At 53.5% G+C, this 23,988-nt stretch carries 22 protein-coding genes, 1 tRNA gene and 1 pseudogene; 13 read left to right on the top strand and 11 right to left on the bottom strand.

Going from position 1 to position 23,988, the window contains the following annotated elements:
* Positions 1-1,305: a SufS family cysteine desulfurase gene (locus SIB74_RS00280; protein ID WP_063395308.1), complete on the top strand. Its 1,305-nt coding sequence runs from the start codon at positions 1-3 to the stop codon at positions 1,303-1,305.
* Here SIB74_RS00280 and SIB74_RS00285 read toward each other — a convergent pair.
* A complete protein-coding gene (locus SIB74_RS00285) occupies positions 1,302-3,260 on the bottom strand; it encodes an alpha/beta hydrolase family protein (RefSeq protein WP_063395259.1) in 1,959 nt (652 codons plus the stop codon). The genes SIB74_RS00280 and SIB74_RS00285 overlap by 4 nt on opposite strands.
* Positions 3,261-3,326: 66 nt before the next feature.
* Between SIB74_RS00285 and def the strand changes: the two genes are divergently transcribed.
* Both def and SIB74_RS00295 read left to right on the top strand, forming a co-directional pair.
* A complete protein-coding gene (gene def / locus SIB74_RS00290) occupies positions 3,327-3,932 on the top strand; it encodes a peptide deformylase (RefSeq protein ID WP_063395258.1) in 606 nt (201 codons plus the stop codon).
* 255 nt (positions 3,933-4,187) lie between these two features.
* Complete coding sequence (locus SIB74_RS00295; RefSeq protein WP_413681758.1) at positions 4,188-4,931, top strand: DUF3747 domain-containing protein; 744 nt, start codon at positions 4,188-4,190, stop codon at positions 4,929-4,931.
* A gap of 526 nt (positions 4,932-5,457) precedes the next feature.
* On the opposite strand, the gene SIB74_RS00300 is transcribed toward SIB74_RS00295, so the two are convergent.
* Positions 5,458-7,032, bottom strand: coding sequence for a YifB family Mg chelatase-like AAA ATPase (locus SIB74_RS00300; protein ID WP_063395257.1), 1,575 nt, complete (start codon positions 7,030-7,032; stop codon positions 5,458-5,460).
* Between the two features lie 61 nt (positions 7,033-7,093).
* On the opposite strand from SIB74_RS00300, the gene SIB74_RS00305 reads away from it, so the two are divergent.
* The 3 genes and pseudogenes from SIB74_RS00305 to SIB74_RS00315 form a co-directional block, all read left to right on the top strand.
* On the top strand, positions 7,094-7,435 hold the full coding sequence (locus SIB74_RS00305; RefSeq protein WP_063395256.1) for a histidine triad nucleotide-binding protein: 342 nt from the start codon (positions 7,094-7,096) through the stop codon (positions 7,433-7,435).
* Between the two features lie 25 nt (positions 7,436-7,460).
* Positions 7,461-9,464, top strand: a complete 2,004-nt coding sequence (locus SIB74_RS00310; RefSeq protein ID WP_063395255.1) for an ABC transporter ATP-binding protein/permease — start codon at positions 7,461-7,463, stop codon at positions 9,462-9,464.
* Positions 9,465-9,568: 104 nt separating this feature from the next.
* A pseudogene (locus SIB74_RS00315) lies at positions 9,569-9,730 on the top strand (chlorophyll a/b-binding protein); the annotation flags it as partial.
* Positions 9,731-9,747: 17 nt separating this feature from the next.
* Here SIB74_RS00315 and SIB74_RS00320 read toward each other — a convergent pair.
* The 4 genes from SIB74_RS00320 to psbX all read right to left on the bottom strand — a co-directional run bounded on the left by SIB74_RS00320 (position 9,748) and on the right by psbX (position 12,000).
* Positions 9,748-10,254: a hypothetical protein gene (locus SIB74_RS00320; protein ID WP_063395254.1), complete on the bottom strand. Its 507-nt coding sequence runs from the start codon at positions 10,252-10,254 to the stop codon at positions 9,748-9,750.
* Positions 10,251-10,766 (bottom strand): hypothetical protein, encoded by a 516-nt coding sequence (locus SIB74_RS00325; protein WP_156486054.1) that lies wholly within the window; start codon positions 10,764-10,766, stop codon positions 10,251-10,253. The genes SIB74_RS00320 and SIB74_RS00325 overlap by 4 nt, the downstream gene beginning before the upstream one ends.
* Before the next feature lie 29 nt (positions 10,767-10,795).
* Entirely contained in the window at positions 10,796-11,776 is a 981-nt protein-coding gene (locus tag SIB74_RS00330) for a Ycf66 family protein (protein ID WP_063395252.1), read from the bottom strand.
* Between the two features lie 104 nt (positions 11,777-11,880).
* Complete coding sequence (gene psbX, locus SIB74_RS00335; RefSeq protein WP_011130957.1) at positions 11,881-12,000, bottom strand: photosystem II reaction center X protein; 120 nt, start codon at positions 11,998-12,000, stop codon at positions 11,881-11,883.
* Between the two features lie 88 nt (positions 12,001-12,088).
* Between psbX and SIB74_RS00340 the strand changes: the two genes are divergently transcribed.
* Entirely contained in the window at positions 12,089-12,409 is a 321-nt protein-coding gene (locus SIB74_RS00340) for a YggT family protein (RefSeq protein ID WP_011130956.1), read from the top strand.
* Positions 12,410-12,426: 17 nt separating this feature from the next.
* Here SIB74_RS00340 and accC read toward each other — a convergent pair whose 3' ends face one another.
* A complete protein-coding gene (gene accC, locus SIB74_RS00345) occupies positions 12,427-13,773 on the bottom strand; it encodes an acetyl-CoA carboxylase biotin carboxylase subunit (protein WP_011825000.1) in 1,347 nt (448 codons plus the stop codon).
* A 123-nt stretch (positions 13,774-13,896) separates the two neighbouring features.
* Between accC and SIB74_RS00350 the strand changes: the two genes are divergently transcribed.
* The 3 genes from SIB74_RS00350 (at position 13,897) to msrB (ending at position 15,778) form a co-directional block, all read left to right on the top strand.
* Positions 13,897-13,978 (top strand) — tRNA-Leu (locus SIB74_RS00350).
* Between the two features lie 39 nt (positions 13,979-14,017).
* On the top strand, positions 14,018-15,295 hold the full coding sequence (locus SIB74_RS00355) for a glycosyl transferase (protein ID WP_156486053.1): 1,278 nt from the start codon (positions 14,018-14,020) through the stop codon (positions 15,293-15,295).
* A gap of 48 nt (positions 15,296-15,343) precedes the next feature.
* On the top strand, positions 15,344-15,778 hold the full coding sequence (gene msrB / locus SIB74_RS00360) for a peptide-methionine (R)-S-oxide reductase MsrB (RefSeq protein ID WP_063395250.1): 435 nt from the start codon (positions 15,344-15,346) through the stop codon (positions 15,776-15,778).
* A 13-nt stretch (positions 15,779-15,791) separates the two neighbouring features.
* On the opposite strand, the gene SIB74_RS00365 is transcribed toward msrB, so the two are convergent.
* The 3 genes from SIB74_RS00365 to SIB74_RS00375 form a co-directional block, all read right to left on the bottom strand.
* Positions 15,792-16,901 (bottom strand): PRC-barrel domain-containing protein, encoded by a 1,110-nt coding sequence (locus tag SIB74_RS00365; protein WP_063395249.1) that lies wholly within the window; start codon positions 16,899-16,901, stop codon positions 15,792-15,794.
* Between the two features lie 61 nt (positions 16,902-16,962).
* On the bottom strand, positions 16,963-20,571 hold the full coding sequence (smc, locus tag SIB74_RS00370; protein WP_063395306.1) for a chromosome segregation protein SMC: 3,609 nt from the start codon (positions 20,569-20,571) through the stop codon (positions 16,963-16,965).
* 51 nt (positions 20,572-20,622) lie between these two features.
* The gene (locus SIB74_RS00375; RefSeq protein WP_063395248.1) at positions 20,623-20,979 is read right to left on the bottom strand and encodes a hypothetical protein; all 357 of its coding nucleotides are present in this window, start codon (positions 20,977-20,979) and stop codon (positions 20,623-20,625) included.
* Between the two features lie 391 nt (positions 20,980-21,370).
* Here SIB74_RS00375 and SIB74_RS00380 point away from each other — a divergent pair, with 391 nt between their 5' ends.
* Positions 21,371-21,586 (top strand): Nif11-like leader peptide family natural product precursor, encoded by a 216-nt coding sequence (locus SIB74_RS00380; protein WP_063395247.1) that lies wholly within the window; start codon positions 21,371-21,373, stop codon positions 21,584-21,586.
* A 505-nt stretch (positions 21,587-22,091) separates the two neighbouring features.
* On the opposite strand, the gene SIB74_RS00385 is transcribed toward SIB74_RS00380, so the two are convergent.
* Positions 22,092-22,259, bottom strand: coding sequence for a hypothetical protein (locus tag SIB74_RS00385; protein WP_156486052.1), 168 nt, complete (start codon positions 22,257-22,259; stop codon positions 22,092-22,094).
* A gap of 378 nt (positions 22,260-22,637) precedes the next feature.
* Between SIB74_RS00385 and SIB74_RS00390 the strand changes: the two genes are divergently transcribed.
* Together SIB74_RS00390 and SIB74_RS00395 are read left to right on the top strand one after the other, a co-directional pair.
* Positions 22,638-23,102: a DUF883 family protein gene (locus SIB74_RS00390; RefSeq protein ID WP_011825011.1), complete on the top strand. Its 465-nt coding sequence runs from the start codon at positions 22,638-22,640 to the stop codon at positions 23,100-23,102.
* Entirely contained in the window at positions 23,102-23,488 is a 387-nt protein-coding gene (locus SIB74_RS00395; RefSeq protein WP_063395245.1) for a phage holin family protein, read from the top strand. Before SIB74_RS00390 ends, SIB74_RS00395 begins: the two co-directional genes overlap by 1 nt.
* The last annotated feature ends 500 nt before the right edge of the window (positions 23,489-23,988 follow it).

Consider the following 23,988-nt stretch of genomic DNA (forward strand, 5'->3'; position numbering starts at 1 on the left):
ATGACCTCTCCCGTTAGTTCAGAGCAGAGCATGCCGTTGGCGATGGCTGCTGTAGAAGCTTCAACGAACCTGGCAGAGCTCACGCGAGCGGATTTCCCGCTGCTGGCGCAGACAGCCGGCTTAGGTCAGCCCTTGATTTACATGGACCATGCGGCGACAAGTCAGAAGCCACGGCAGGTGCTGGATGCCTTACAGCATTACTACGACCATGACAACGCCAATGTGCACCGTGGTGCCCATCAGTTGAGTGTTCGGGCTACCGAGGATTTTGAACGAGCACGTCAGAAGGTGGCTGATTTCATCGCTGCCTCAAGCGCGCGGGAAATCGTTTTCACCAGGAATGCAAGTGAGGCGATCAACCTGGTGGCTCGCAGTTGGGGTGATGCCAACCTCCATGAAGGTGACGAGGTGCTGCTCAGCTTGATGGAGCATCACAGCAACATTGTTCCTTGGCAGATGCTTGCCAAGCGAACAGGTTGCGTGCTGCGCTTTGTCGACCTCACCGATTGCGGGGAGCTTGATTTAAATGATCTTCGGCAAAAGCTCTCAGAGCGCACTCGTTTGGTCAGCCTGGCTCACTTGAGCAATGTGTTGGGCTGTTTTAACCCTATCTCTGAGGTCACTGCAGAGGCTCATCGCTTCGGTGCTCTGGTGTTGCTGGATGCTTGCCAGAGCTTGCCACATATGCCTGTTGATGTGTCCCGGCTTGGATGTGACTTTCTCGTGGGTTCTTCCCACAAATTGTGTGGTCCTACCGGGATGGGTTTTCTTTGGGCTCGAGAGGAGTTGCTTGATGCCATGCCGCCTTTCCTAGGCGGTGGCGAAATGATTCAGGATGTCTATCTCGACCACAGCAGCTGGGCTGATCTGCCTTACAAGTTTGAAGCAGGTACCCCTGCTATTGGGGAAGCTATTGGTATGGGCTTTGCTCTCGACTACCTGAACCAGGTTGGCTTAGATCGTATTCACGCTTGGGAGCAGCAGCTCACGCTGCAATTGTTTGATCGCCTTCAAGGCATCGATGGGTTGACGATTCTGGGCCCAACTCCTCAGCAGGAGCCTGATCGGGCGGTCCTGGCGGCTTTCACGGTGGATGGCTTGCATCCCAATGATATTGGTGCCTTGCTTGATTCAGCAGGGATCTGTATTCGTAGTGGCCACCACTGCACCCAGCCTTTGCATCGTCACTATGGGATCCCTGGATCAGCTCGTGCCAGCTTGAGCTTCACCAACACACCAGAAGAAGTGGATCGTTTTGCTGAGGAATTGGTTGCGACGATCGGCTTCTTAAGAGAGCACAGCTAGAGCTTTAGGTGGCGGCGGAAGAATTGCTCAGTTGCTTCTAAGACTTTGATCTTGACAGCACTGTCGCGAAAGCCGTGGCCTTCCTGCTCAAAAATGTGTAGTTCAACTGGTATGCCGTTTTCTTTTAAGGCATTGGCCATCCGTTCTGTTTGATCTGGAGGAACCACTTTGTCTTGAAGTCCCTGAAAGAAGATCACTGGGCATTGGATCTTGTTGGCATGCAGGAGAGGTGAGCGGTTTTCGTAAAGTTGTCTTTGGTCGGGCCAACGGCCTACTAGGTGATCGAGGTATCGCGCTTCAAATCGATGGGTGTCTTCTGCCATGGCGGTGAGATCACTCACTGCATAACGGCAGGCAGCAGCGCGAAAGACATCTGTGAAACAAAGGCAGGCCAGGGTGGTAAATCCACCGGCACTGCCTCCTTCAATGGCGATTTGTGTTGGGTTTGCCTTGTTGCATTTCACTAGTGCCAGTGCAGCTTCGGCGCAATCCGTTACGTCTGTCTCACCCCAGCCTCCCCGTAGGCGTTCGCGGTATGCACGGCCAAATCCAGTGGAGCCGCCATAGTTCACATCCACCACTCCCCAGCCTCTGGATGTCCAGAACTGAATGCTGAGGCTTAGACCGCGGTTGGCCATGCTGGTAGGGCCGCTATGGCTTTTGACAAGCAGTGGCGCAGGGCCTTTGCTGCCATTGATTGGCGGGTAATACCAGGCATGGGTTGCCTGGCCATGGCAGCCTTCAAACCAGATAGGCTCCGCAACGCTGATTGCATCAGCATTCAGTAAAGGCTCATTGGCTGGGGTGTGCTTCCAGCTGCCACAGTTGAGATTGAGCTCTAGTAGCCCAGGGCTCGTGGTGGCATTGCTAGCGATGGCTACGGCTCGACCTTCCTGTGCCTGCAGACCATTTAGATCATCAAAAGGTTGGTTGATGGTGCTGATCTGTCCATCATCGGCCAAGCGGCTCAGCCTCCAAGAACCTTGGTCACAGACGGCGGTCAGAATTTGTTCTCCATCCCATGCGCTGCTGCTCATGCCATAAACCCACTGCGGCATGCCGGTTTCGGCTGAAAGTGGCCAGGGGCGTCGCCAAGTGGGTTGGTCAGTGGGGTCAGTCGTCAGCTTTGCCACCATCAGATTCCACCAGCCGCTGCTGTCTTCGCTGACAACCAGCTCTCCATTGGGTAGCCAAAGGGGCTGGAAAACGGATGTTTGTTTGTGATCAAGTGGTTTGCTACCAGCTAGACAAGCCGAGCTTTGGATCAAACCCGCAGGGTCGAGGCTGGCCCACCAGAGTTGGCTTGCCTCCCAGGGCATGGCCGGTTGTTGCCATTCCACCCAGGCCAGTTGATCTCCATTGGGGCTGAGGATCGCGTAACCAGCAAAATCAGCAGGGCGATGCAACACCGTGGCAGCCTGGTTCTCATGGTTGAGGGAGAAGGTCACCAGCCAGTCCCGCTTGTCTGCTTCCATGATTCCGAGCCAGCGCTGTCTTGGTAGGTCAATCAGACCGTCAGCAAGTTGGGCATCGTTTGGTTTTGAGAGGCGAAGCGGCGGCTTGAGCGGAGATAATGCCTTCTTACCTTTTGTAGCCTGGTTGAGGCCCTGCCAGCGCTGGAACCAGAGGCAGCCATCGGCATCATCGATCCAGGCCATCAGTAGCTGGTTGTCTTGGCAGGCTGTTGCTAGAACCCCTCCTCCGTAATCGTGAATACGACTACGCAGGTTGGCTGGGGCAGGTGTTAGCTCTTGGGGGGGGTGGTCAGATTGACCCCAGGGACGGATAAGGGCAGTGGTGCGACCATGTTCCTGAGGACGTTGCTCCAGCCAAAGCACCCAGTCATCAATCAGGCGCGGTTCTTTGAGGGTGGGTGTTTGTCCGAGAGCGCGTCTGGCAGAAAGAGGTTGAGTGGTTTGCTTCGGGTTTCGCTGGTGATGGCTTGTGCTTTCCATGGCCGTTTGGGGTCTGATGTGCGGTGGAGTTGCCTAAACTCAATCAACTGATGCTGAGACTTTTCTTTGGCTCGAAGCTTCGCGCAGCTGGCACGTACGGCCGAAAAAAACAAGGGGTCTGTTGCAGTCCCGAAGGAGCCGCTTGATCATCCGCCTCTGCAAATTCACACTTTGGGCAATGGGGTTTTGCGGCAATCCACCCGTCGGATTGGCAAGGTTGATGAATCTGTGAGGGACTTGGTGAGGGACATGCTTCGCAGCATGTACGCAGCTAAGGGGATTGGTTTGGCTGCCCCTCAGGTGGGAATTCATAAACAGCTCTTGGTCCTTGATCTTGATCTGGAAACCCCTACAACCCCGCCAGTGGTGTTGATCAATCCCGAGATCATTAGCTCCAGTGCAACTGTTGAAACTTATGAGGAAGGCTGCCTGAGCATCCCAGGCGTTTATCTCAATGTGGTGCGGCCTAGTGAGATCGTGCTCAGTTTTCGCGATGAGATGGGACGACCACGCAAAATGAAGGCCGACGGCCTGATGGCTCGCTGCATCCAGCACGAGATGGATCACCTTGAAGGTGTCCTTTTTGTTGACAGGGTCACCGATGAGAATGAGCTCAGCCTTGAGTTAAAGGAGCATGGCTTCAAGCGAGCTGATGTTCGTCCGCTTGTTTGAATGCGTTGGCTGAAGCCTTTGAGGATGCTTCCCTTGACGGTTTCTTGTGTGTTTGGCGTCGCGCTTTGAGTGGTTCTTTCTTTGCGTTGCTTTGAAGCGCTTGAGATCCATCTCTTGTGGCTTTAGCGACTGGCAAGCTTCTGCTTGTTGCAGCTTCAGGCATGGTGGATTCACTGTTGGTCATGATTCGACTCAACAAACCGGCCTGAGGGGGCAGCCGATTGCTCGGCAGACTTTTACGATTCGATCAGAATCTTGCAGGCCTTGATGGCTCGTTATTTCCCCTCTGCAGTTGCTCTGGTCCTGGTAGGTGCGACGGGCCTGACTGGATGGTCGTCATCTGTCCAGGCTCAGGGATCTCTCTTTACAGCAGCCCCTGTTGAGCAGAGCCGATTCATTTTGGTGGGGGCCCCGATTGGCAAGGGTGAGAGGTCGCAGTTGAATATCTACGAACAACGCAGTAGCAAACGAGCCTGTTTTGCAGTCGATGGAAGTTTGCCGGCTGTTGTTGATCCTCTGCTTGCGAGGTTTGATTTCACCGGGATTTGCAATCGATACATTGACGGCAATGGGTATTCGTTGCGGATAGGGGGCGATGACCTAGGAACTCACTATCGCTTGAGTGTGGTGAGGACTGATGGGGATATGCATTTGCTAGCCATCCCCACTAGGGATACCTCTAGTCCAGCCCTGATCGTGGCCAGGGCTGGAGGTGCTGGGGTTTCTAGTAGTGATTTCCTTAAGTTGAACTTCGAGCCTGGTTGGCAATTGATGCGTCGCCAATATGGGCAACGTACGCTTGGCCATCTGTATGTGTTCAGCGAAACTTGGCCTGGAAGTTCAGATGAAGACGTCACGGCTGAGGAAGTAGTCGTTGAGGAAGTCGTTGAGGAGGTAACTGCAGAGGAGGAGGTAGATGTTGAGGAAGTAGTCGTTGAGGAGGAAACGGTTGAAGAAATAACCCCTGAGACCTCAACTGTTGAATCTCTTGATCGATAAGTAGATTCAGCCTGTTGCTCTGCCTTGCTAAAAATTTGTTGCTTGCTCAATGAACTAGGCTATTGTTGGAGAGAATTGGTGAAGTTAACTTGTCGGCACCGTTTTAGTGGCAAGTATCTAAGGCCATTATCTTTGCTGGTCTGAAGAATATCCTTTATCAAGAGACTCCTGTAGAGAATTACAGGTAAAAGAATCATAAGTATAGTAGCCACAGTGCATTCCATTAGCGTGAGTTTTGCCAAGTCGAATAATTTTGTTAGAGTTGATTGGTCAGTGTGGTTGCCTGTTGATATTATTCGCAGCCTGATTGGCTGTTATGGCGTAACTAAAATTAGTTCAACAGTCTCTTCGCTATGGTGCATATTGTTAATGGCTTGTGTAAATAAATGGCTTGCCTATGGGTTGGAATACAGCTTGAATGATCTTAGCGAAGATTAATGATCAACTCTATCTGATTCGATTTTGGCCTTGTAGGAATAAGCTTGATACGGATGATTGCTGAAGGCGAAGGAAATTAGCTAGCGAGTTACTTGGCAATGATGGCGAAATCTTCTTTGGCATCACCACAATCAAAACTACGGAAACACATTGTTTCCGCTATCGCACTTTTATTGACTTTGTCTTGATCATGAAGATCTGCCAGAGACCTAGCGACTCTAAGAATCCTTAGACCGCTGCGTGCACTGAGTCTGCGGTGATTCACAACTTGCTCCCAGAGCTCTAGAGCCTTTTCATCCAGCTGGCCGATTTGTCCTAAATCCTGGGCCGAGAGGTCACGATTGAGCTTTCCATCAGGATTGCGAACAAGCATCCGTGCGCGCGCCCGCAAGATCTGCTCGATGCCTATTAACTCTTGATCATTCAGATCAGTGGGAGTGAAGCCGGTAACCGATTTGCGCAGCTGAGCTGCGGGTAGGTGCTTGAGGCGCAGTTGTAGATCCAGGCGATCCAATAAGGGGCCAGAGAGGCGGCTCCAATACCGCTGGCGTTGAGATTGGCTACAGCGGCAAGGATGCTCTTCATCTCCAAACCACCCGCATGGGCAGGGATTGGTTGCTGCTACAAGGGTGATTTGAGAAGGGAAGGCACATGTCTGCCTCGCTCGACTCAGACGAATGACTCCTTCCTCGAGTGGTTGTCGAAGTTGGTCGAGAACTTTGCGTGGAAATTCAGCTAGTTCATCGAGAAACAACACACCACCATGGGCGAGGCTCAGTTCTCCTGGCCTGGGGTTTGTACCGCCTCCAACGAGGGCAGCAATCGTGCAACTGTGATGGGGAGCCCGGAAGGGTCGCTGTTGCATTAACTGGGGAGTGCTCTTCAGCATTCCTGCCACAGAGTGAATACTGGTGATTTCCAAGGCCTCTTGGCGCGTGAGCGGCGGCAGCAGTTGGGCTAAATGTTGAGCTAAAAGGGTTTTTCCACAGCCAGGTGGCCCCACCATCAGGAGGTGATGGCCCCCGGCAGCAGCCAAGGCAAGGGCTTTGTGGCCCAAGGCGCAACCAAGCAGTGGATGAAGTTGATCGTTTGGTCTGCGCGTGATTTTTGCCGTGACGGCCGCTTTGGAGATGTGTTTAGGTGCTAGTGGTTGGGGTTGGTGCAATAGATCCACAACCTCGCTGAGGGAATGAGCAGCTCGTACTGTTAATCCAGGCACAAGGCTTGCTTCTGCGGCATTGGCTGATGGCACCACTAGCGCTCGTACGTTTTGCGCGGCGGCCAGGTTGGCGATGGCAAGGATTCCTCTGCAGGGCCGCAAGCTGCCATCGAGTCCGAGTTCTCCAGCGCAGCAGAGATTGGTAAGCAACGGACCATCCAGCTGGCCACTGGCTACCAATAGGGCCAGGGCGATAGGTAGATCAAAAGAAGGTCCCTCTTTACGAAGATCGGCAGGAGCCAGGTTCACCACGACTCGCACGAGTGGCCCGCGAAAGCCACTGTTGCGGAGTGCTGATCGCACTCGCTCACGAGACTCCTGTATGGCGGCGTCGGGTAGCCCTACCAGTTGCAGCCCTGGCAGCCCAGGCACTAGATCCACTTCCACAGTGACGGCTAGGGCCTCAATGCCATGCAGAGAACCACTCAGGCAACGTGCCAGCATTTGTAATAAGACGGTGCATGGATTTCATGCCCCAGCCGTCCCATCCTCAGACTGTGACTCAATGGCTGGTGACACCATTTTTGGCCAGATGCTTCGCGGTGAGATTCCTTGTGATGAGGTTTATAGCGATGAGAGATGTTTGGCCTTTCGCGATATTCAGCCTCAGGCCCCGATTCATGTGCTGGTGATCCCCCGTAAACCGCTGGAAAGTCTGCGGGCCGCTGATTCCACAGACTCGGAGTTGCTGGGGCATTTGCTGCTGGTGGCAGCCAGGGTTGCCAAGCAGGAGGGCCTTGATGACTTTCGCACCGTGATCAATAGTGGTCTTCAGGCAGGACAAACCGTTTTTCATCTTCATGTTCATGTGATAGGTGGTCGTCCGCTGGCCTGGCCTCCCGGTTGAAGCTTGAACTGGCAAGAATGACGCGATGACAACCACTACCAGGAGGGGGGCTCTGAAGGGCCTCCCTAATCAGCTCGGCAAGTTCCAGAGGCTTGCTCAGCCTTTCTTTTTGCCGCTCGACCAAGCCAACGGATGGCAATTTATTGGGCTGCTGGTTGCGCTGATTTTTTGTGTTGGTGGACTTGTCCTCGTTGCCCTTACGGGGCTGATTGCAGTTCTTGAACGACTTCAGCCAGTTCTAACGGAGAACTATTTCGGAGGCGTTGCTCGCACGATCGAGACGATCTGGTCGAGCTGGTGGGGCTGGGCATTCTCTGGCTTGTTCGTGATTGGAGCAGGCAGTTTTTTTGGCATGCGTCAGCAGTTGCGTCACAAACGCTGGTTGCATTGGTTGATGCTTGCTGTCATTGTTCTGATGCTATTGGCTGTGAATGGCATTAATGCGGGTATTGGATTTATTGCTAGGGATCTCACCAATGCTCTCGTGGAAAGAGAGGAAAGCGGTTTTTACCGGATTTTAATTATTTATGCCTGTTGCTTTGTTGTTGCACTACCAATAAGAGTTTCGCAGATCTTTTTCACATTGAAGCTCGGGATCATTTGGAGGGATTGGCTTTCGCGTAGCCTGATTTCTGACTTCATGAGCAATCGTGCGTATTACGTATTAGACCCAAATGACGAGCAGGCTACGGACGTTGACAACCCCGATCAGCGCATTACAGATGATACGCGCTCGTTTACGGCACAGAGTCTTCAATTTACCCTGGGCGTATTTGATGCGATTCTTACATTCTCTCTGAATATACTTATCCTTTGGAGTATTAGCAGAATGCTGACATTCTCTTTATTTGGATATGCTTCTTTTGCCACTGCTGTTTTGATTGTGGCTGGGAGAAAACTGGTCAAAATTAATTTTGACCAGTTGCGCTTTGAAGCTGATTTCAGGTATGGACTGGTTCATATCCGTAATAATGCAGAGTCAATTGCCTTTTATTCAGGGGAAGAGCCTGAGCAGGAAGAGACGCAAAGAAGGCTTGGGTCTGTGGTGAAAAACTTTAACCTGCTGATTGTTTGGCAGGTGATTATTAGCGCTATGCAGCGTTCGTCAACTTATGCTGGGGTTTTCTTCCCGTATGTGATTATGGCTGTCCCGTACTTTGCGGGCGAAATTGATTATGGCAGTTTTGTTCAAGCAGGTTTCGCATTTAATATGGTTGAGGGCTCGTTATTTTTTGTTGTCAATAGAATTGATGAGCTTGCGCAATTTACGGCAGGTGTTAGTCGCTTGGAAGGCTTTCAATCGAAGGTTGAGAAGATTAGTCGGCAGACTGCTGTTGTTGATTCGCCGACTTTCTCTAGTGGAAACTCCATCTTGATTCAGCACGCCGATTTATATCCTCCTAATGGAGGTCAGCAGATTATTAATGACCTAAGCTTGAATGTTGAGGAGTCAGAGAAGCTTCTTGTGGTTGGTCCATCAGGCTGTGGAAAGACTTCTTTGCTACGCATGATTAGTGGTCTTTGGAATCCGCGTCAGGGGAGTGTTCAACGACCTGCCTCGGGGGACTTGTTATTCATCCCTCAGAAGCCTTATATGATTTTGGGCTCACTTCGTGAGCAGCTTTGTTATCCAGCTGATGAAGATCGTTTTAGCGACGATCAATTGAAAGCAGTTTTGGAGGAGGTCAGGCTTCTTCAGATCGTTGAGCGCTATCCAGATCTTGATGTCAAGCAAGATTGGCCGCGGATCCTTTCGCTGGGAGAGCAGCAGCGTTTGGCTTTTGGACGTTTGCTGTTGAATGCGCCTCGTTTTGTTGTTCTTGATGAAGCGACCAGTGCTTTGGATGTCAAGATCGAGAAGCATCTCTACAAGCTTCTCGAGGATCGTGATTTGGCTGTCATCAGCGTCGGGCATCGCTCGACCCTTATCGACTTCCACGATTCCGTGCTTGAACTTTTAGGGAATGGCAAATGGCGTTTGATCCCGACCGCCACCTATCTATTGTCTCAAGATCCTGGCCTGGTTTGATGACCTCAACAAAGCAAAACCTTCCAGGCGATCAGGACCTTCCAAGCGAACAGGCTGTCTTCGAGGGATCCGAGCAGGGTTCTGAAAGTTCAGAGGTACAGCCACCCGTCAATAGTGCGACTACGGGAGATCCCCCCGCTTTTGGTTGGAGTGCCTATGCAGAGCGGGTCAACGGACGTTTCGCGATGATTGGATTGGCCGCTGTGCTGCTCATCGAAGTGGTGAGTCGCGACACCTTCCTGCATTGGGCCGGCTTGCTGTCCTGAGTGGTTGGGTTGTCTAATCAGCTTGGCAAACGGATTAGGTCCACATCCCAACGACCATCTCGGCTGACTTGAACGGCTAGCAGTCGACCAGATCCATCTAAAATCACATGACGAGGGATCCCTTTGGTGCTGAGCTCAAGCCGATGAACAGTGCCCATACTGCGGTGATAGAGCAACAGTTCCGTTTGGTCGTCACGCTGTCTTACCAGTGCCAGGCGTTCGCCATTGGCACTCACGCTCACACTGATTGGCTGAGCATCAGGTCGATTCAGGCCTGGAAGTAGTACCGGTCTGCGATTACGTAGGTCGATCAATTCAATTCTTTCTTTTCCTTGATGGTTGGCCAGAGTGGCCAACCAACGCTTGCCAAGGGCCGGTTGGCGACGACTGCTAGCGGATTGGAGCAGTGAGCGATTGATGCCTTGGAGTGGCCTCAATGCTTCTCTTCCGCAAGCAACCAGCCCAAAGCAAATAAGCAGAGTTACAAGCCAACTCGGCAGATCTCGTAAGAGCCCATATCTCACGGTCTACCCTCTTTCGTTGGAGTTGAGCGCTTCAGCCTTTTGATTGGATCAGGCTCAAGGATTTGGGATAGATCGAAGAGCTCTACGCGCCAATGGCCCTGATCGGCCACTTGCAGAGCTAACTGGCGTGCATCTGGTGACAGGCTGAGGCTCACAGGATCTCTCCCCCCCGGTAGGGGAAGCGGGTGGATTCTTCCGGTTAGACGATCTTCGATGATCGTTAGGCGTCGATTGCCTTTTTGTGTGATCACCGCCAGATAGCGTCCATTCCAGCTCAGGGAGGGAGAACTGTGAGGTTGGTGACGGGAGAAATGGCGTAGTGGCAGGATCTTTCCGTCTCTAAGCTCGCGGAGCTGAACGGTTGGCCGGCCTCGCTGATCGACGATCACTGCCAGCATTTCGCCATTGCCGCTGAGGGCCGGGTCTTGTTGGCTGCGCTGAAGCAGGCCTCCCGGTGCTTTCTCAATCGAATTGATGCAGCTCCCAAGGCCGAGGCAGCCAAAAAGCAGGATCAGTTGCTGCAGGTTGTTGGCAATGGGCTTTAGTCGTCAAAACGGGAACTGTTGTCGCGAGGTCTTGAACTTCGCGGAGCTGAGCGTCCTGGCTCAGGCACTGATGATGAAGGAGGCGCGGCTTCTGTTCTGGTGGCTGAGGGATTGCCTTGGGGTCGGGAGGGTTTTGATGCTGTGGGCCTGGATCCTGTCGACCTGGACTTTGCAGGAGAGTAGGCCGCATCTTCAGCCTCGGGACGAATCTGAGACCCCTGAGGTACACCAGGTTTTCTTGATGAGGCGTAGCCCCCTCTACTCGTAGTCCTTGGCTCGTTGCTTAATTGGGTTCGATTGCTGGTTTGTTGATTGGCTGAGGGACGGCTGCCCCGGCGTTGATCTTGGCGAAGATTGCGGCGTTCTCCAAAGTCAGAACGATTGTTCTGTTCATCATCCTGGCGGCCGAATCGGGCCATGCGTCGAGAGCGTTCTGAGTCTTCACCCCAGGACTCTTCCTCCTTGTTGCGGCGACGGCTTGCTGCTTGTTCTGGTATTGCAGCTCTTGTGGTTCTGCGGGGCCGGTATAAGTCTTCTTGAGGGCGATCAGCATCGTCGTTGTCTCGACTGGAGAAGCGTCTTCGAACCGGTTGGGGTTCTTCAAAGCGGTCGTAGGGTTCATCCCAGCCACCCCTTAGGCCTCCCTCTCTCCCCTGGTTGATAGGCGGGACTGGCTCATCATCGAAATAGGAGGAACGCCGAGCCCCCTCGACAGCTACGCCTCTCAACCTGACACTTTCGTAGGCGAAAAACATTGTGGTTCCTGCTAGTAGGAACACGCCGAACTGCAGGATCGGATCCAGGCGCCACCCCTGAAAAAAGAAAACCCCTCCACAAAGCAGGCCAATAGCTGCGAAAAAGACGTCGTAGTCGCGTGCTAAGGCAGGCTTGAACGATCGCATGAAATACAGCAGAGCACCGCCTACTGCAAGCACGATTCCAACAATGCTGCCCCAGTTAAGACTGGCATTGACCACAATTGCGCCCCCTGAAAACGCCTGAACAGGAGGTTGAAAACCAACCTCGTTGAGCTCAGTCTACGAAGTGCGCCAAGGGTGCTTTGAAGTTTCGGTCAACCCGATCACTTGCGATACATCTGGTCGTTTTGACTGATCAACACCAGGGCAACGGCAGCTGGTATTACCACGATTACTGCGGCCCAAACGAGGCTGCTTAGATAATTGGCGAGAGAAGCGGTCATAGCAGTGGTTCTGACTTGGGCGAGGCCATCATGATCTTAATGATCAGGGGTGACTTTCTACGATGGAACTGCTGATGCTTTGAGCTTTGTGACACCAGTTCTGATTCAAGCGCTGCCAACGCTGCATCTGGTTCTGGCCTTTGCGCTTGCGTTTTGGACGCTGACATTTATTTTTCGGATCGTGCTCTCTTGGTATCCCCAGGTAAAGCTCAGCGAGGGGTTTTGGCCTTTGGTGAGTTGGCCTACGGAGCCTCTTTTGGCGATGACCCGCCGTGTGGTGGCTCCCATTGGTGGAGTTGATGTCACTCCAGTGATATGGGCTGGATTGATCAGTTTGTTGAGGGAGTTGTTGGTTGGCCAGCAAGGACTGCTCTCTCAGATGCTGCTTAAGAGCCAGGCCATTGCTTGAGATTGAGCGAAGGAATTTCAGTCGAGCATGTCCTGTTCGACAAATTTGGTGTGAACATCTCCTCTAAGAAATTCTTCCCGATTGAGCAGTTCGAGATGGAATGCAACTGTGGTGGGGATTCCTGTGACAGCACATTCATTGAGGGCTCTTTTCATTCGTTTGAGGGCCGCGTCTCGGTTATGCCCCCAGGCGATCACTTTGCCAATCAATGAATCGTAGAAAGGCGGTATGTCGTAGCCGGTATAGACGTGGCTGTCGATGCGTACTCCTGGTCCTCCTGGTGGTAACCAGCCTGTGATTTGCCCTGGTGAAGGGCGGAAGTTGTGGGTGGAGTCTTCAGCATTGATTCGACACTCGATGGCATGGCCTCTTAGTTGGATGTCCTCTTGTTTGATGCTGATGGGATCGCCTCCGGCGATGTGCAGTTGTTCTGCGATCAAATCGATGCCTGTCACCATTTCTGTGACGGGATGCTCAACCTGAATACGGGTGTTCATTTCCATGAAGTAAAAGTCACCCTTGCGATCAAGGAGGAATTCCACGGTTCCAGCGCCTTCGTAGTTGATGCTCCTTGCGGCGGCCACTGCAGCCTCACCCATGCGCAGGCGTAATTCGGGGGTGAGGGCTGGGCTGGGGGATTCTTCCAACAGTTTTTGATGACGTCGCTGAATGGAGCAGTCACGCTCGCCGAGGTGGATGACGTTGCCGTGTCGATCCGACAGGATCTGCACTTCGACGTGCCGTGGCCGGTCAATGAATTTCTCCATGTAGAGCCCAGGATTGCCGAAGGCCGCTTCGGCCTCTCCTTGGGCGGCCTTGAAGAGGTTTTCCAGTTGGTCTGGCGTGGTGACCAGGCGCATGCCGCGCCCCCCCCCACCTGCTGTGGCTTTGATCATCACTGGGTAGCCCATTCCCTTCGCCAGCTCAGCTGCTTCTTCTGGACTGGCGAGCAAGCCCTCGCTACCTGGCACAGTCGGAACACCGACTTGTTGCATGGTCGCCTTAGCGGTCGACTTGTCTCCCATGGAGCGGATTGCATGGGGTGAAGGACCGACAAAGGTGATGCCATGGTCACGACAGATTTCGGCGAATCGATCGTTTTCGGCTAGAAATCCATAGCCCGGATGAATGGCATCGACCCCGCGGGAGGTTGCAGCCGCGAGGATATTGGGGATATTGAGATAGCTCTTGCTGCTAGGGGCCTCGCCAACGCAGACGGCTTCATCAGCAAGTTGAACGTGCAGCGCATTGCGATCCACGGTGCTGTAAACAGCCACTGTGGGGATATTCAGCTCTCTGCAGCTACGCAGAATTCTGAGGGCAATTTCGCCGCGGTTGGCGATCAGCACCTTGCCGATGGTCATCCCGCAGTAATCAGGCTTTGGGCGGATCGTATCAGCGCTCCCTGCCAGGCCACTTTGCAAAACGTTGGACCATTGGCCGGTATGATCCTCGATCGACGAAGCCCGCGAGGTTGAGTCGGCCACGCGGATGTGGTGGAATTGGTAGACACGCACGTTTGAGGGGCGTGTGGCTTCGGCCTTGCGAGTTCAAGTCTCGCCATCCGCATTCTTTCCTTACAACTTGACCTCACTCCCTCCAGCTGTCATGCCGGACACTTCGCTGGCGGTTGTTCTGGTTTCCAATGGTCCAGGGGAACTAGCGACTTGGGTTAGACCCATTGCTGAGAGCCTGCATCGCAGCATATTGATGCGTCCTCGCGCTGCAAGCTCCCCTATTGACCTGAGGCTGGTGTTGGTGCCTTGCCCGAATGCCACAGGACAGGAAGCTGATGCGGCTAGGCGATGGATTCAGTTTGAGCAGATCACGCCAGCAAATCAGTTTTGGAATTTGTTGTTCTTTCCCCGCCGCTATGGGCCATGGCCTCGCCAAGGAGTGGTCGTTTTCCTTGGTGGTGATCAGTTCTGGAGCGTGCTTCTTTCAGGCCGCTTGGGTTACCGCCATCTCACCTACGCCGAGTGGGTGGCTCGCTGGCCTCGTTGGAATGACTGCATTGCTGCGATGTCTCCCAAAGTGCGGGATCAGCTGCCGCGTCGTTTCCGGGAACGTTGCACTGTGGTGGGAGACCTGATGGCGGATTTGTCTTGTCTTGCACGAGCTGAAGCTCCGCTGCCCCAAGGCGACTGGGTGGCTTTATTGCCGGGGTCTAAACGGGCCAAGCTCTGCGTGGGGGTTCCTTTCCTTTTGGAGGCGGCTGATCGATTGGCTCGGCTGCGACCTGGATGTCGGTTTTTGCTTGCTGTTGCACCCACCACAAGCGTTAAGGAGTTGGAAAGCTTTATGAGTTCGAGCAATCCGATTGCTGCTGCCTATCGCTCCGCTATTGCCATGGTCAGGCCAGCTGAGCTTGATCAGCCTTGGCGAAGATTGATCACCAGGGCCGGTACGGTCATCTATCTCCAAGAGGACCATCCTGCGCATGGTCCCTTGAGCCAATGTGATTTAGCTCTCACCACTGTGGGGGCAAATACGGCCGAATTGGGGGCGCTCGGTTTGCCAATGATTGTGATCGTGCCCACCCAGCATTTGGCTGTGATGCAGGCATGGGATGGCTGGATTGGTTTGCTGGCTCGGCTCCCTGGATTGCGTTGGTGCATTGGTGTCTTGCTCAGTGCATGGCGGCTGCGACGCCATGGATTCCTGGCTTGGCCCAATATTTCTGCTGGACGCATGGTGGTTCCGGAGCGAGTGGGCTCAATTTCGCCACAGGACATTGCTAATGAGGCGTCAGCTTGGCTGGAATCTCCTGAACGGCTCATGGGGCTGCGCGAGGATCTGCGCAGCCTGCGTGGGCAGCCTGGGGCTGTGTCTGCACTGGTTCAGCAGGTGCGTCGTTTGCTGCCCAAAGCTCTCGGTGCTTTTTAGATTCGAAGGCTGTTTAGGGTCTTGCAGGTCCTCTGTCTTTTCCCTTCCATGTCCAGGTCTGATTCCTCCGCTTCCGATTCAGTGGATTGGATCAAGCTCAGCCCTGAGGAATGGCAGGCCAGGTTGACTCGTGAGCAGTATCAGGTTGCCCGAAAGGGAGGCACGGAGCGAGCATTTACAGGTGCTTATTGGAACCACAAGGCAGCAGGGATGTATTGCTGTGTCTGTTGTGGAGCCCCACTCTTCAGCTCAGCGACAAAATTCGATTCAGGCACTGGTTGGCCGAGCTTTTCGGATGGAGTCAAGGCAGGTGCGATTACCACCCATCGGGACACGAGTCATGGAATGGAGCGTACTGAGATCAACTGTGCTCGTTGTGGGGCTCATCTGGGCCATGTCTTTGACGACGGACCAGCTCCTACAGGTCAGAGGTACTGCGTGAACAGTGCTTCGCTTGATTTTTCGGAGCAGTCAGAAGTTTGATTTGAATCGAACGTCACCAAGGGTCGTCCAGTTCGGTGCCATTACGGCGCGGTGGGGGCTCCTCCACCTCTGCATCTCGGTCTCGGCCAGCTTGATCACGTCCTGAAAAGTCGAGGGGCTCCACATCAAGAGGATCACCAAGGCTCTGAACAGGTCGACGTGAGGCTGGCCTTGGTCTTTGGGGTTGTTGATCTTCAAAGGTTCGTCTTGGTTCATAGGCAGCTGATTCTTCGAAGACTGGCCTTTGTTCATAGGCAGGAGGTTCTTCGAAGGTCATTCTTTCTTCTCTGTCATTGCGGTAGCGCGTTGGGGAGCTTGAGGGTGTTTCGTCGAGATAGCGCTGTTGGGGGATGATTTCCTGTTGACGCTCTTCCAGTTCAACGTATTCAAGTTCCTCTTCCGGCTCAAAGGTTTGAGTTGTGGAAGGTTGGAGCCGGCGCTGCTCCTGTTCAGTGGGCTGTCCTGAATTGAGCTGGTTTTCCACTGGCACAAGATTCATCCTGTAGCGCTCTCGCTCCTGTTCTTCCCAGCTGGGGCCGCCGACTCCGAGTTTTTCGAGGAAGCCGCTATTCAGTTGTTTGAGCTTCTCTTCTGCGCCTTCATACACAATGATCCTGTCTGCGCCGCTGCTGACCACCTCGTCTACAGGCATCTCCCAGGTACTCAAGACCCCTTCGCCCAATAAGGGCACACCGATTGCTCCAATCACCAGGGTTGTGAGTTCCCCTGTTTCGATGTCGAAGGAGAAGCCCAGGACTCTGCCTAGTTGCTGGCCAGATTCTGTGATCACTTGGCAGTTGATCACTCGGCTGTAGCGATCTGGGGTGAAACCCTCTTTGAGTGAGTCAGAGGAATCCACGAGGATGACGTCCCCCACCTGACGGATCCGATCAAGTGGCATCCAACGTGGGAGGCCGGGTAGGTAACGCGTGAGGGGATTGTCTCGCAGGCCTAGGGCCACCACTTCGCGGCGATCAATGTCGACCACGACTTCTCCCACGACGCCGAGACGACGTCCGGTATCACGGGTGATCACGTGGGTCCCCATGAGCTCGGAGCGCAGCCAGAGGCGGTCGCTAGGAACCTTGTCCAGTGGATCGTTCGGGGATGGGTTTGTCGTCAAACGCAGGCCCTCAACAGGGGGCGAATCGAGTCATTTTGACTCAAGGGCTTGAGGAAACAGCTCACGCCGCATTGGGTAATCCCACGACCTGAGTGTGGGCCCCACGGGCCTGGGTTACCCCGATGGTGCGGTTGGAGGCGCCGATCATTGGTCGGCGGTGGCTCACAACCATGAACTGGGCTTGTTCTGCTTGGCGGGCGATCAGAGCAGCAAGGCGTTCCACATTCACCCCATCGAGGAAACTGTCCACTTCATCGAGGGCATAGAAGGGAGAGGGGCGGAAGCGCTGCAGAGCAAATAGAAAGCTGAGTGCCGTAAGCGATTTTTCTCCACCAGACATAGCCGCAAGGCGTCTCACTGCTTTGCCTTTCGGATGTGCTACCAGGGTGAGGCCGCCTTCGAGGGGGTCGTCAGGGTTGTCGAGTTGTAGGTGGCCATCGCCCTCAGAGAGGCTGGCGAAGATGTCACGGAAATGACCATCAACTGCTTCAAAAGCTTCCATGAAGGCTTCCTGACGAAGGGTGGCGACGGTCTCGATGCGGAGCAGGAGCTCTTCTCGCTCCTGGGAGAGAACTTCAAGCCTTTCGACCAGATCTCCGAGTCGTTGTTCGAGTTGTTCGAGTTCTTCAAGGGCCAGCATGTTCACTGGTTCCAGGGCTTCCATACGGCTTTGAAGCTGCTGCAGATCGGCTTGAAGGGCCTCAAGTCCTGCGCTGCGAAGCTCTGCGGGGATCTCCGGGGGAGGGTCTGGCAAGGCTTGTTGGAGGTCTTTGAGTCGGAGGCCGCCGCTGCGAAGCTCTTCGGCAAGGGCCTGGCGATCCTGTCGGAGGCGTTCCAGGTTCCACTGGGCCTCTTGTAGGCCTTGGCGCTGGTTTGCTACTTCTGCTTCAGCCGCATCCCTGGCGCGCCGTTGTTCGCCAAAGCGAGTCTGCAGGTCTTGTTGTTGGCTCTCTAGTGTTTGTCTTCGCGCTTGCAGTTCTTGCTGCTGGTCACGCCATTGAGCATGGGCAGTTGCCAGCGCCTGGACAGCTTCCTGCAGTCTTTTTTCCTCAGCCTCCAGGCCCTTTTGTTGATCGCCTAGGCGTTCGAGGGCGAGGTGGCGATGCTGCTGGGCAGTCCGCAACTGATCCCGATTCGTTCTGGCTGTCCCCAGTGCGTCATCGGCGGTTTCAAGATCCGCTTGTAATCGTTGCCAGGTCTCTGCATCGCCATTCGCTTGGGCTTCCTGCTCATGTTGTTCAAGTTGCTGCAGTTCAAGGGTGAGGGGAGACAGCTTTTCGATGAGAGCGTTCAGTCGCTGCTGCTGTTGTTCTTGATGAGCTTGTAGCCCCTCCACTTTTTGAGAGCGTTGATGACGTCTTTCCATCAAGGGGCCATGGGAGCGGCGGGCTGCAGTGCGTTCGGCTTCCAGAGCGGCTTGGCGCTGTTCAAGATTCCTGAGGCAGGGGCGAGCTTCCTCGAGGACTTGGCTGAGCAGAGCTTCCTCTCTGCGGCAAGCCACCAAGGTTTCTCCAAGTTCAAGAAGCCTGCGGCGTAGGGGTTCGGCCTCATCTCCCTCGCTGCTGCTACCAAAGCTAAGGCTGTTGCTACGACCGGAAAAACTGCCGCCTGTCATGGCACCGCTCTTCTCTAGCAGTTCTCCATCAAGAGTTACGGCTCGAGTTCGTCCCAACTGCAGCCGGGCAGATTTCAGGTTGCTAAAGACCAAAGTTTCGCCGAAGACGTAGGCAAAAACCTCGGCATAAATGGGCTCAAAACGAACCAGCTCAAAGGCTTTGCCGATCAGGCCAGTGCTGCTATCAGCGTTGTCAGGCTTTCGCCCTCGCATGAGGGCGCTATTGCTGCTAGCTGCAGGTGCTTTGATGCGATTGAGAGGCAAGAAGGTGAGCCGGCCTGCTCGCCTGCTTTTGAGCAGTTCGATGGCTTTGGCGGCAATGCGATCGTCGTCTACGACGACTTGAGCGAGTCGTGCACCCGCAGCGACTTCCAAAGCAAGTCGGTGGCGATCGTCTACCTCCCCAAGCTGGGCAACGGGCCCGTGGATACCTTCCAGACCGGCTTCAAGTAGCAGCCTTAGAGCTCCAGTGCCACGACTCTCCTGCAGTGTCTCGCGACGACTCTCTAGCCGGGCGATCTCTTTTTCCAAGCGGGTTTGTTCTTGCTCTAGTCGACTGCGGGTACGTTGCTGCACTGCCAGGGATTCAGCGGCTTGCTGAACCTGTTCTTTCTTCTCGCTGATGTTCTGGAGGAGTGTCTGCCATTCCTTTTCGAGTTGATCCAGTTGTTTCTGTACCTGCTGGTCTTCGGTGCCGTCACGCTGCTGCTCTGCTTCGAGTTCGACTCGCCGCTCTCCGTCTTGTCGCAGGCGTTCTTGAAGTTGTTGTTGCTCCTGCTGCAGTGGTGTAAGGGTGGATTGAAGTTCCTGACGGCGAGAGCTGCGCTGCCGTTGTTGCTCAAGCCAAGCACCAGAGCGACCGGCGACGTCTCCAAGGCGGCGACGGGAGACCTCTACAGCGGCTTCGGCATCTCTGCAGGTCTTCTCAGCATCTTCTAAGGCCGTGCGATGGGGATCTTCGGTCTGACTGTGAGCCTCCTGTTGCAGTTGTTTGCGGCGGTTGCTTAGGTCTTGGCGAACGCCTTGGAGGCGCTGACCTTCATTTTGGTGTTGCTCTGCTTGGCGCTCGAGTTCACGAGCCTGGGTCTCCAGTCCCGCCAGCTCGGCTTGCACCGCTAGCAACTGGTCTTCGCCGAGGGCCTTCACGTTCTCTTGCAGAGTCTTCAGGTTGGCGGCGGCCTTGGCCAGCTTTTCTTCGGCCTCTTTGAGGTTCGCAGCGTCGTGTACCTCTTGCTCGCCAAGTTGTTGGTGTCGGGTTTGAAGATCACGCAAACCTTGCTGGGCTGCTTCAAAGGCCAGCATCAGTTCCTGTTGCCGACCCAATTGAAGTTGCTGGCGGAGTTCCTGGTAGGTGCGGGCTTTGGCGCAGTCTCGTTCTAGGCGTTGCCGTGTGGTCAGCAGTTCCTGTTCCACGATCCGACAGCGTTCCTGCCGCTCTTGAACATCATCGAGCTTGGCGCGAGTCTGTTCGATGCGGCTGTCGAAGAGTGCTACACCAGCCAGTTCGTCGATCAGGCCGCGGCGATCGCGGTTACTCATCGAGACGATGCGGGTCACATCGCCCTGCATCACAACATTGCTGCCTTCTGGGTCGATCCTCAGTCGGCGCAGCTGGGTTTGAAGTTGCTGCAGGTTGCAGGGTTCGCCATCGGTGCTGTAGCTCGTGCTGTAGGAGCCGCCAGGCATGACCCGCAGGCGGCGCGTGACGGTCCACTCTTTTTGATCAGCTTTGATCCAAGGACCTTCCTCTGGTGGCTCTAGACCTGCCTCGGCTGGATCGGGCTGCCAGTCGCTGAGGTCGAAGCGCACACTCACCACGGTTTCAGCTGCTTTGCCTGCTCGAAGGATTCGGCTGTTGACAAGATCAGGCAGTCGATCTGCTCGCATACCCCTGCTTGTGGCAAGACCAAGGCAGAAGAGAACGCCGTCGAGGATGTTGCTCTTGCCCGAACCGTTGGGGCCTGTGACGACTGTGAAGCCCTCTTCGAGGGGGATGGTCATCGACCCCCCAAAGGACTTGAACTGCGTAAGCCCAACCTGATTGATGTGAACCAACAGGTTGCACGGGCTCACAACAAGGCAACTTTACCGAATTTTCTTTGAAGCTCAAGGGTTGGCACCCGGCTTGGATCTGATCCGGCAGAGTCTGTGTTCGATCTCCAAGTGCCCCTTCAGATCAGTGCTTTGTAGGCGCACACTCAAGCGATCGTCGCAGTTGATCGGCAGAGAGCCGCTGAACAGTCCGCCGACGATGCGTTTAGCCCAACCGCGTCCTCCTGAGACGGCGGCATCATGATGGTCCAGCCAAGCCAGCCTATGGACAGCTATAGGAATGGCTTCTACTGCTGGACCATCTAATCGTGGGATCTGCGGCAATCGCCAGGTTCTGCATGCCGGGCCGTCTTCCAAGAGCAAATCAAAATGACATCCGAGCGGATCGTTCGGCGCTCCACGATGTTCCAATAGGACGAATCTATTCAGAGAGAAAAACCTAATTGCAATAGCTTAGTTGAATCAGTAATAGGAATAGAGCAAGTATTGATCAGCATTGTATTGATGTTTGCGATCTTTAATAGCTCACATCCCTCTGTCCTTTATGAGAGCAGAAGTGCAATTGACCAGTGCTAATGATTGATGTTGTACTCGCGGTTGGCTATATACGTTCTCTGTGGTTTTCATCATATTAACCAGCGATTACATTGACTGCCCTTGCTTTGGTACCGGATTTGGGCAGCCTTAAGGCATGTCTCTTTGCAAATGGATGCTCAAGCTATCTGACCTTGTAAAACTTGATCTTTTTAGCATCGCAGGATGGTTTTGAATATCATGGCTTGAAGCCTTTGTTCTCTAAATTTTGTCCCTCGAGCAACTCCGAGCCTTTCTTATCAAAATGCAGGATGATGCTGACCTGCGGCAGCAGGTCTTAAGTGCTTCTACGGCGGATGAGGTGGCCAATCTTGCTGTTGGCTTTGGTTATGAATTTTCAGGTGACGAGCTGCTACGTATCTCTGGACAAAAGGTGGACCGAGTGACCGTAAGGAAACAGGACGTGCCTGGAGAATATAATTAATATTTTCTCGGAAGATTGCTTGATTTGATCTGGGCTCTAATTCTTGCCAAGCAGAGTAAAAAATTAGGCGTATATTTTATTCAACTAGGGCGTTAAAATTAATATGTTTAGTTGGAATCTTGGCATTCTCTTGTTTGCTCTGTCCTCCCTTTACTGTATTGACGACTTCATGAATTGCCTCCCTTCTGCTACGAGCTGATGAAGCTCCAGAAGGATCTCTGCCGAGATTGCCAGATACGCGGATTGACCTAATGAAGATCATCATCATGCCGCCAGAGGTCAGCTCATGAGCTTGAGCAAACGGTTGTATTGGCTAGCGTTCTTTGAACATGATCACGAGTAGGAAAGGACGTTTCAGTCTGATTGCTGGGGGCAGCAAAAAAATCTAGGGCTATCGATCAGCTTGATTCAGCGATTATAGACAGCAAGCAAATGTTGGAGTTGATTCGAGTCAAGCCCTGCTCATCGATGTAGATAAGATTGTCGTGCTGGTGGAGTAGATATTTTAGTTCGCGATTCCTTCAGATAGCTCATTAGAGGTTGGTGAGCTGAGGCCAAGGCGAGCCAGGCTTAGTTCAAGTTCTTGGATGCTGATTTGCTGCCGGATGCGCTCTAGGCGAGGAGGAACAATGGGTTGCAAAGTCCCTAAGCGTTCAGCTACGGAATCGCTCATAGACTCCATCAATGCAGAGTTGTGTTCATATAGGAGTTGTAACGCACTAGATGTGGAGATGGTAGTAGCAACAGCTACACCATATCTGGCAAGTTGAGCGAAAGCCTTGTTAGAGGAGTCGTTCTGGAAAGAGCGATTCGTTTCAAGGGGTAGTGCTCAGGATCTTTTGAGTTCTGAGATACCCAAGGATTGTTGATCAACTTTTGAGAAGGTCAGATCCTCTGCAAATCAATGACGCTTATGAATGTCACTGCTCGGAGGTGGGTGATGGTTGCAGTGGCAGTTGGTATTCAGGCAGCAGGCGTGGATGCATTCCAGCTACAGGGGGTTTCGCTCTCGCACAGGTCTAACTAGGCTAAGATCAACCGTCTGGAATACATGGAATCAGAGAATTCCGCATCCGGCGATCAACAGACCCAAGTCAACACTGAGCCTTCGCGTCCTGCAGATCCCTCTGAACTGAGGTTCCGTGAACGATTTGAAAGCTTGTTGCCCACGATCCAAGAGTATTGGCCAGATTTGGCTTGGGACACACTGGAAGCGACACGAGGCAGCCTTGATGAAATGGTTCGTGTGATTTCACAGCATTCGGGATTAACGAGCCATGGTGTGCGTGATCAGCTGGAGGACCTGTTTCAGGTTGCTGGTGACCGCACCAGGAATCTGGCCGACAGCCTGGAGCCATTGGAGAAGCAGCTCGAGCAGCTTCTCGATGAGCTGAATAGCACTCTGCGGCCGCGGATTGAACGTCCTGTGCGGCAGCGACCGTTGCTTGCTGTTGCAATGGCTGCTGGAATCGGTGTACTGATTGGAGTTATTTTTGCCGGAGGTCGGCGGTCCTGATGAGCGACGAGCAACGTTCAAGCGGATCAGGAGCAGGTGCGCGCGTGACTGCGATTGCTGCTTCAGTCATGGATCTGCATGTGCGTATTGCTTTGCAGGAGGTGGATCGAGAGAAACGCCGTTTGATTAGTGGAGGCGTTTTCCTGGCCATGGGAGGCACGTTGATGCTTCTGGCGCTGTTGGCAGTGGAAGTGGCTTTGGTGCTTTGGATGCAGGAGGTTTGGGGCTGGAGCCTGATGAAGGGTTTGCTGGCTATGGCAGTTCTTGATGTTGTTTTGGCAGGAGTGAGCCTGCGCATTGGTGGTCAGCTCGCCAAAGGGCCGTATTTGCCACAGACGTTGGAGGGTTTGTCGAAAACCACTCGAGCGGTGCTCGGTCGCCAGTGATTCAGCGAATGGCGAAGTTGTCATTCGAGACATCTGCATAGCAATGCACTCTCTTGCTTGAAGGGAGGGCTTGGCATGAGAGTCGAAAATCAGCAAAGATTGCATCAAATCAACACATCATGAACAGATCTAATCAGTCTTCAATGAGTCACCGCTCCTACTTTTTAGGCTTTTAATTCAATATGGATTAATAAGCACAGCAAGATTTGATGTATGACGTTAATTGCCAAAGGAAAACTATCTTCTTCTTAGCTCTAGGACTTTATTTTTAAGATCACCTCGCATCATCATTCATAATGGCAGCCAAGTGATCATGCAATTCTTTTGCGTACTTTCAAGATCACGTAGCCAGCCACAAGGAGTTTGATTGTAAATGCAACAGCAAAAATGACTAGGTTGGTAGGAGTTAAGAGGTGGCTAAGCATCTTTCCATTTGAGCTTGTCTTTTATCTTAGGGCAAGAGCTTGGCAGATTGCAGACTGATGTTTTCTTTGATACCT

Origin of the sequence: Prochlorococcus sp. MIT 1306 (genome assembly GCF_047304515.1) — a bacterium.
Lineage (GTDB): Bacteria > Cyanobacteriota > Cyanobacteriia > PCC-6307 > Cyanobiaceae > Prochlorococcus > Prochlorococcus marinus_D.

Excerpts from the sequence above, each read along its gene's own strand:
- SIB74_RS00280 (WP_063395308.1), top strand. The coding sequence starts at position 1 with ATGACCTCTCCCGTTAGTTCAGAGCAGAGCATGCCGTTGGCGATGGCT.
- SIB74_RS00285 (WP_063395259.1), bottom strand. The coding sequence starts at position 3,260 with ATGGAAAGCACAAGCCATCACCAGCGAAACCCGAAGCAAACCACTCAA.
- SIB74_RS00300 (WP_063395257.1), bottom strand. The coding sequence starts at position 7,032 with ATGCTGGCACGTTGCCTGAGTGGTTCTCTGCATGGCATTGAGGCCCTA.
- SIB74_RS00305 (WP_063395256.1), top strand. The coding sequence starts at position 7,094 with ATGGCTGGTGACACCATTTTTGGCCAGATGCTTCGCGGTGAGATTCCT.
- SIB74_RS00310 (WP_063395255.1), top strand. The coding sequence starts at position 7,461 with ATGACAACCACTACCAGGAGGGGGGCTCTGAAGGGCCTCCCTAATCAG.
- psbX (WP_011130957.1), bottom strand. The coding sequence starts at position 12,000 with ATGACCGCTTCTCTCGCCAATTATCTAAGCAGCCTCGTTTGGGCCGCA.
- accC (WP_011825000.1), bottom strand. The coding sequence starts at position 13,773 with ATGACCATCGGCAAGGTGCTGATCGCCAACCGCGGCGAAATTGCCCTC.
- SIB74_RS00355 (WP_156486053.1), top strand. The coding sequence starts at position 14,018 with ATGCCGGACACTTCGCTGGCGGTTGTTCTGGTTTCCAATGGTCCAGGG.
- msrB (WP_063395250.1), top strand. The coding sequence starts at position 15,344 with ATGTCCAGGTCTGATTCCTCCGCTTCCGATTCAGTGGATTGGATCAAG.
- SIB74_RS00385 (WP_156486052.1), bottom strand. The coding sequence starts at position 22,259 with ATGAGCGATTCCGTAGCTGAACGCTTAGGGACTTTGCAACCCATTGTT.
- SIB74_RS00390 (WP_011825011.1), top strand. The coding sequence starts at position 22,638 with ATGGAATCAGAGAATTCCGCATCCGGCGATCAACAGACCCAAGTCAAC.
- SIB74_RS00395 (WP_063395245.1), top strand. The coding sequence starts at position 23,102 with ATGAGCGACGAGCAACGTTCAAGCGGATCAGGAGCAGGTGCGCGCGTG.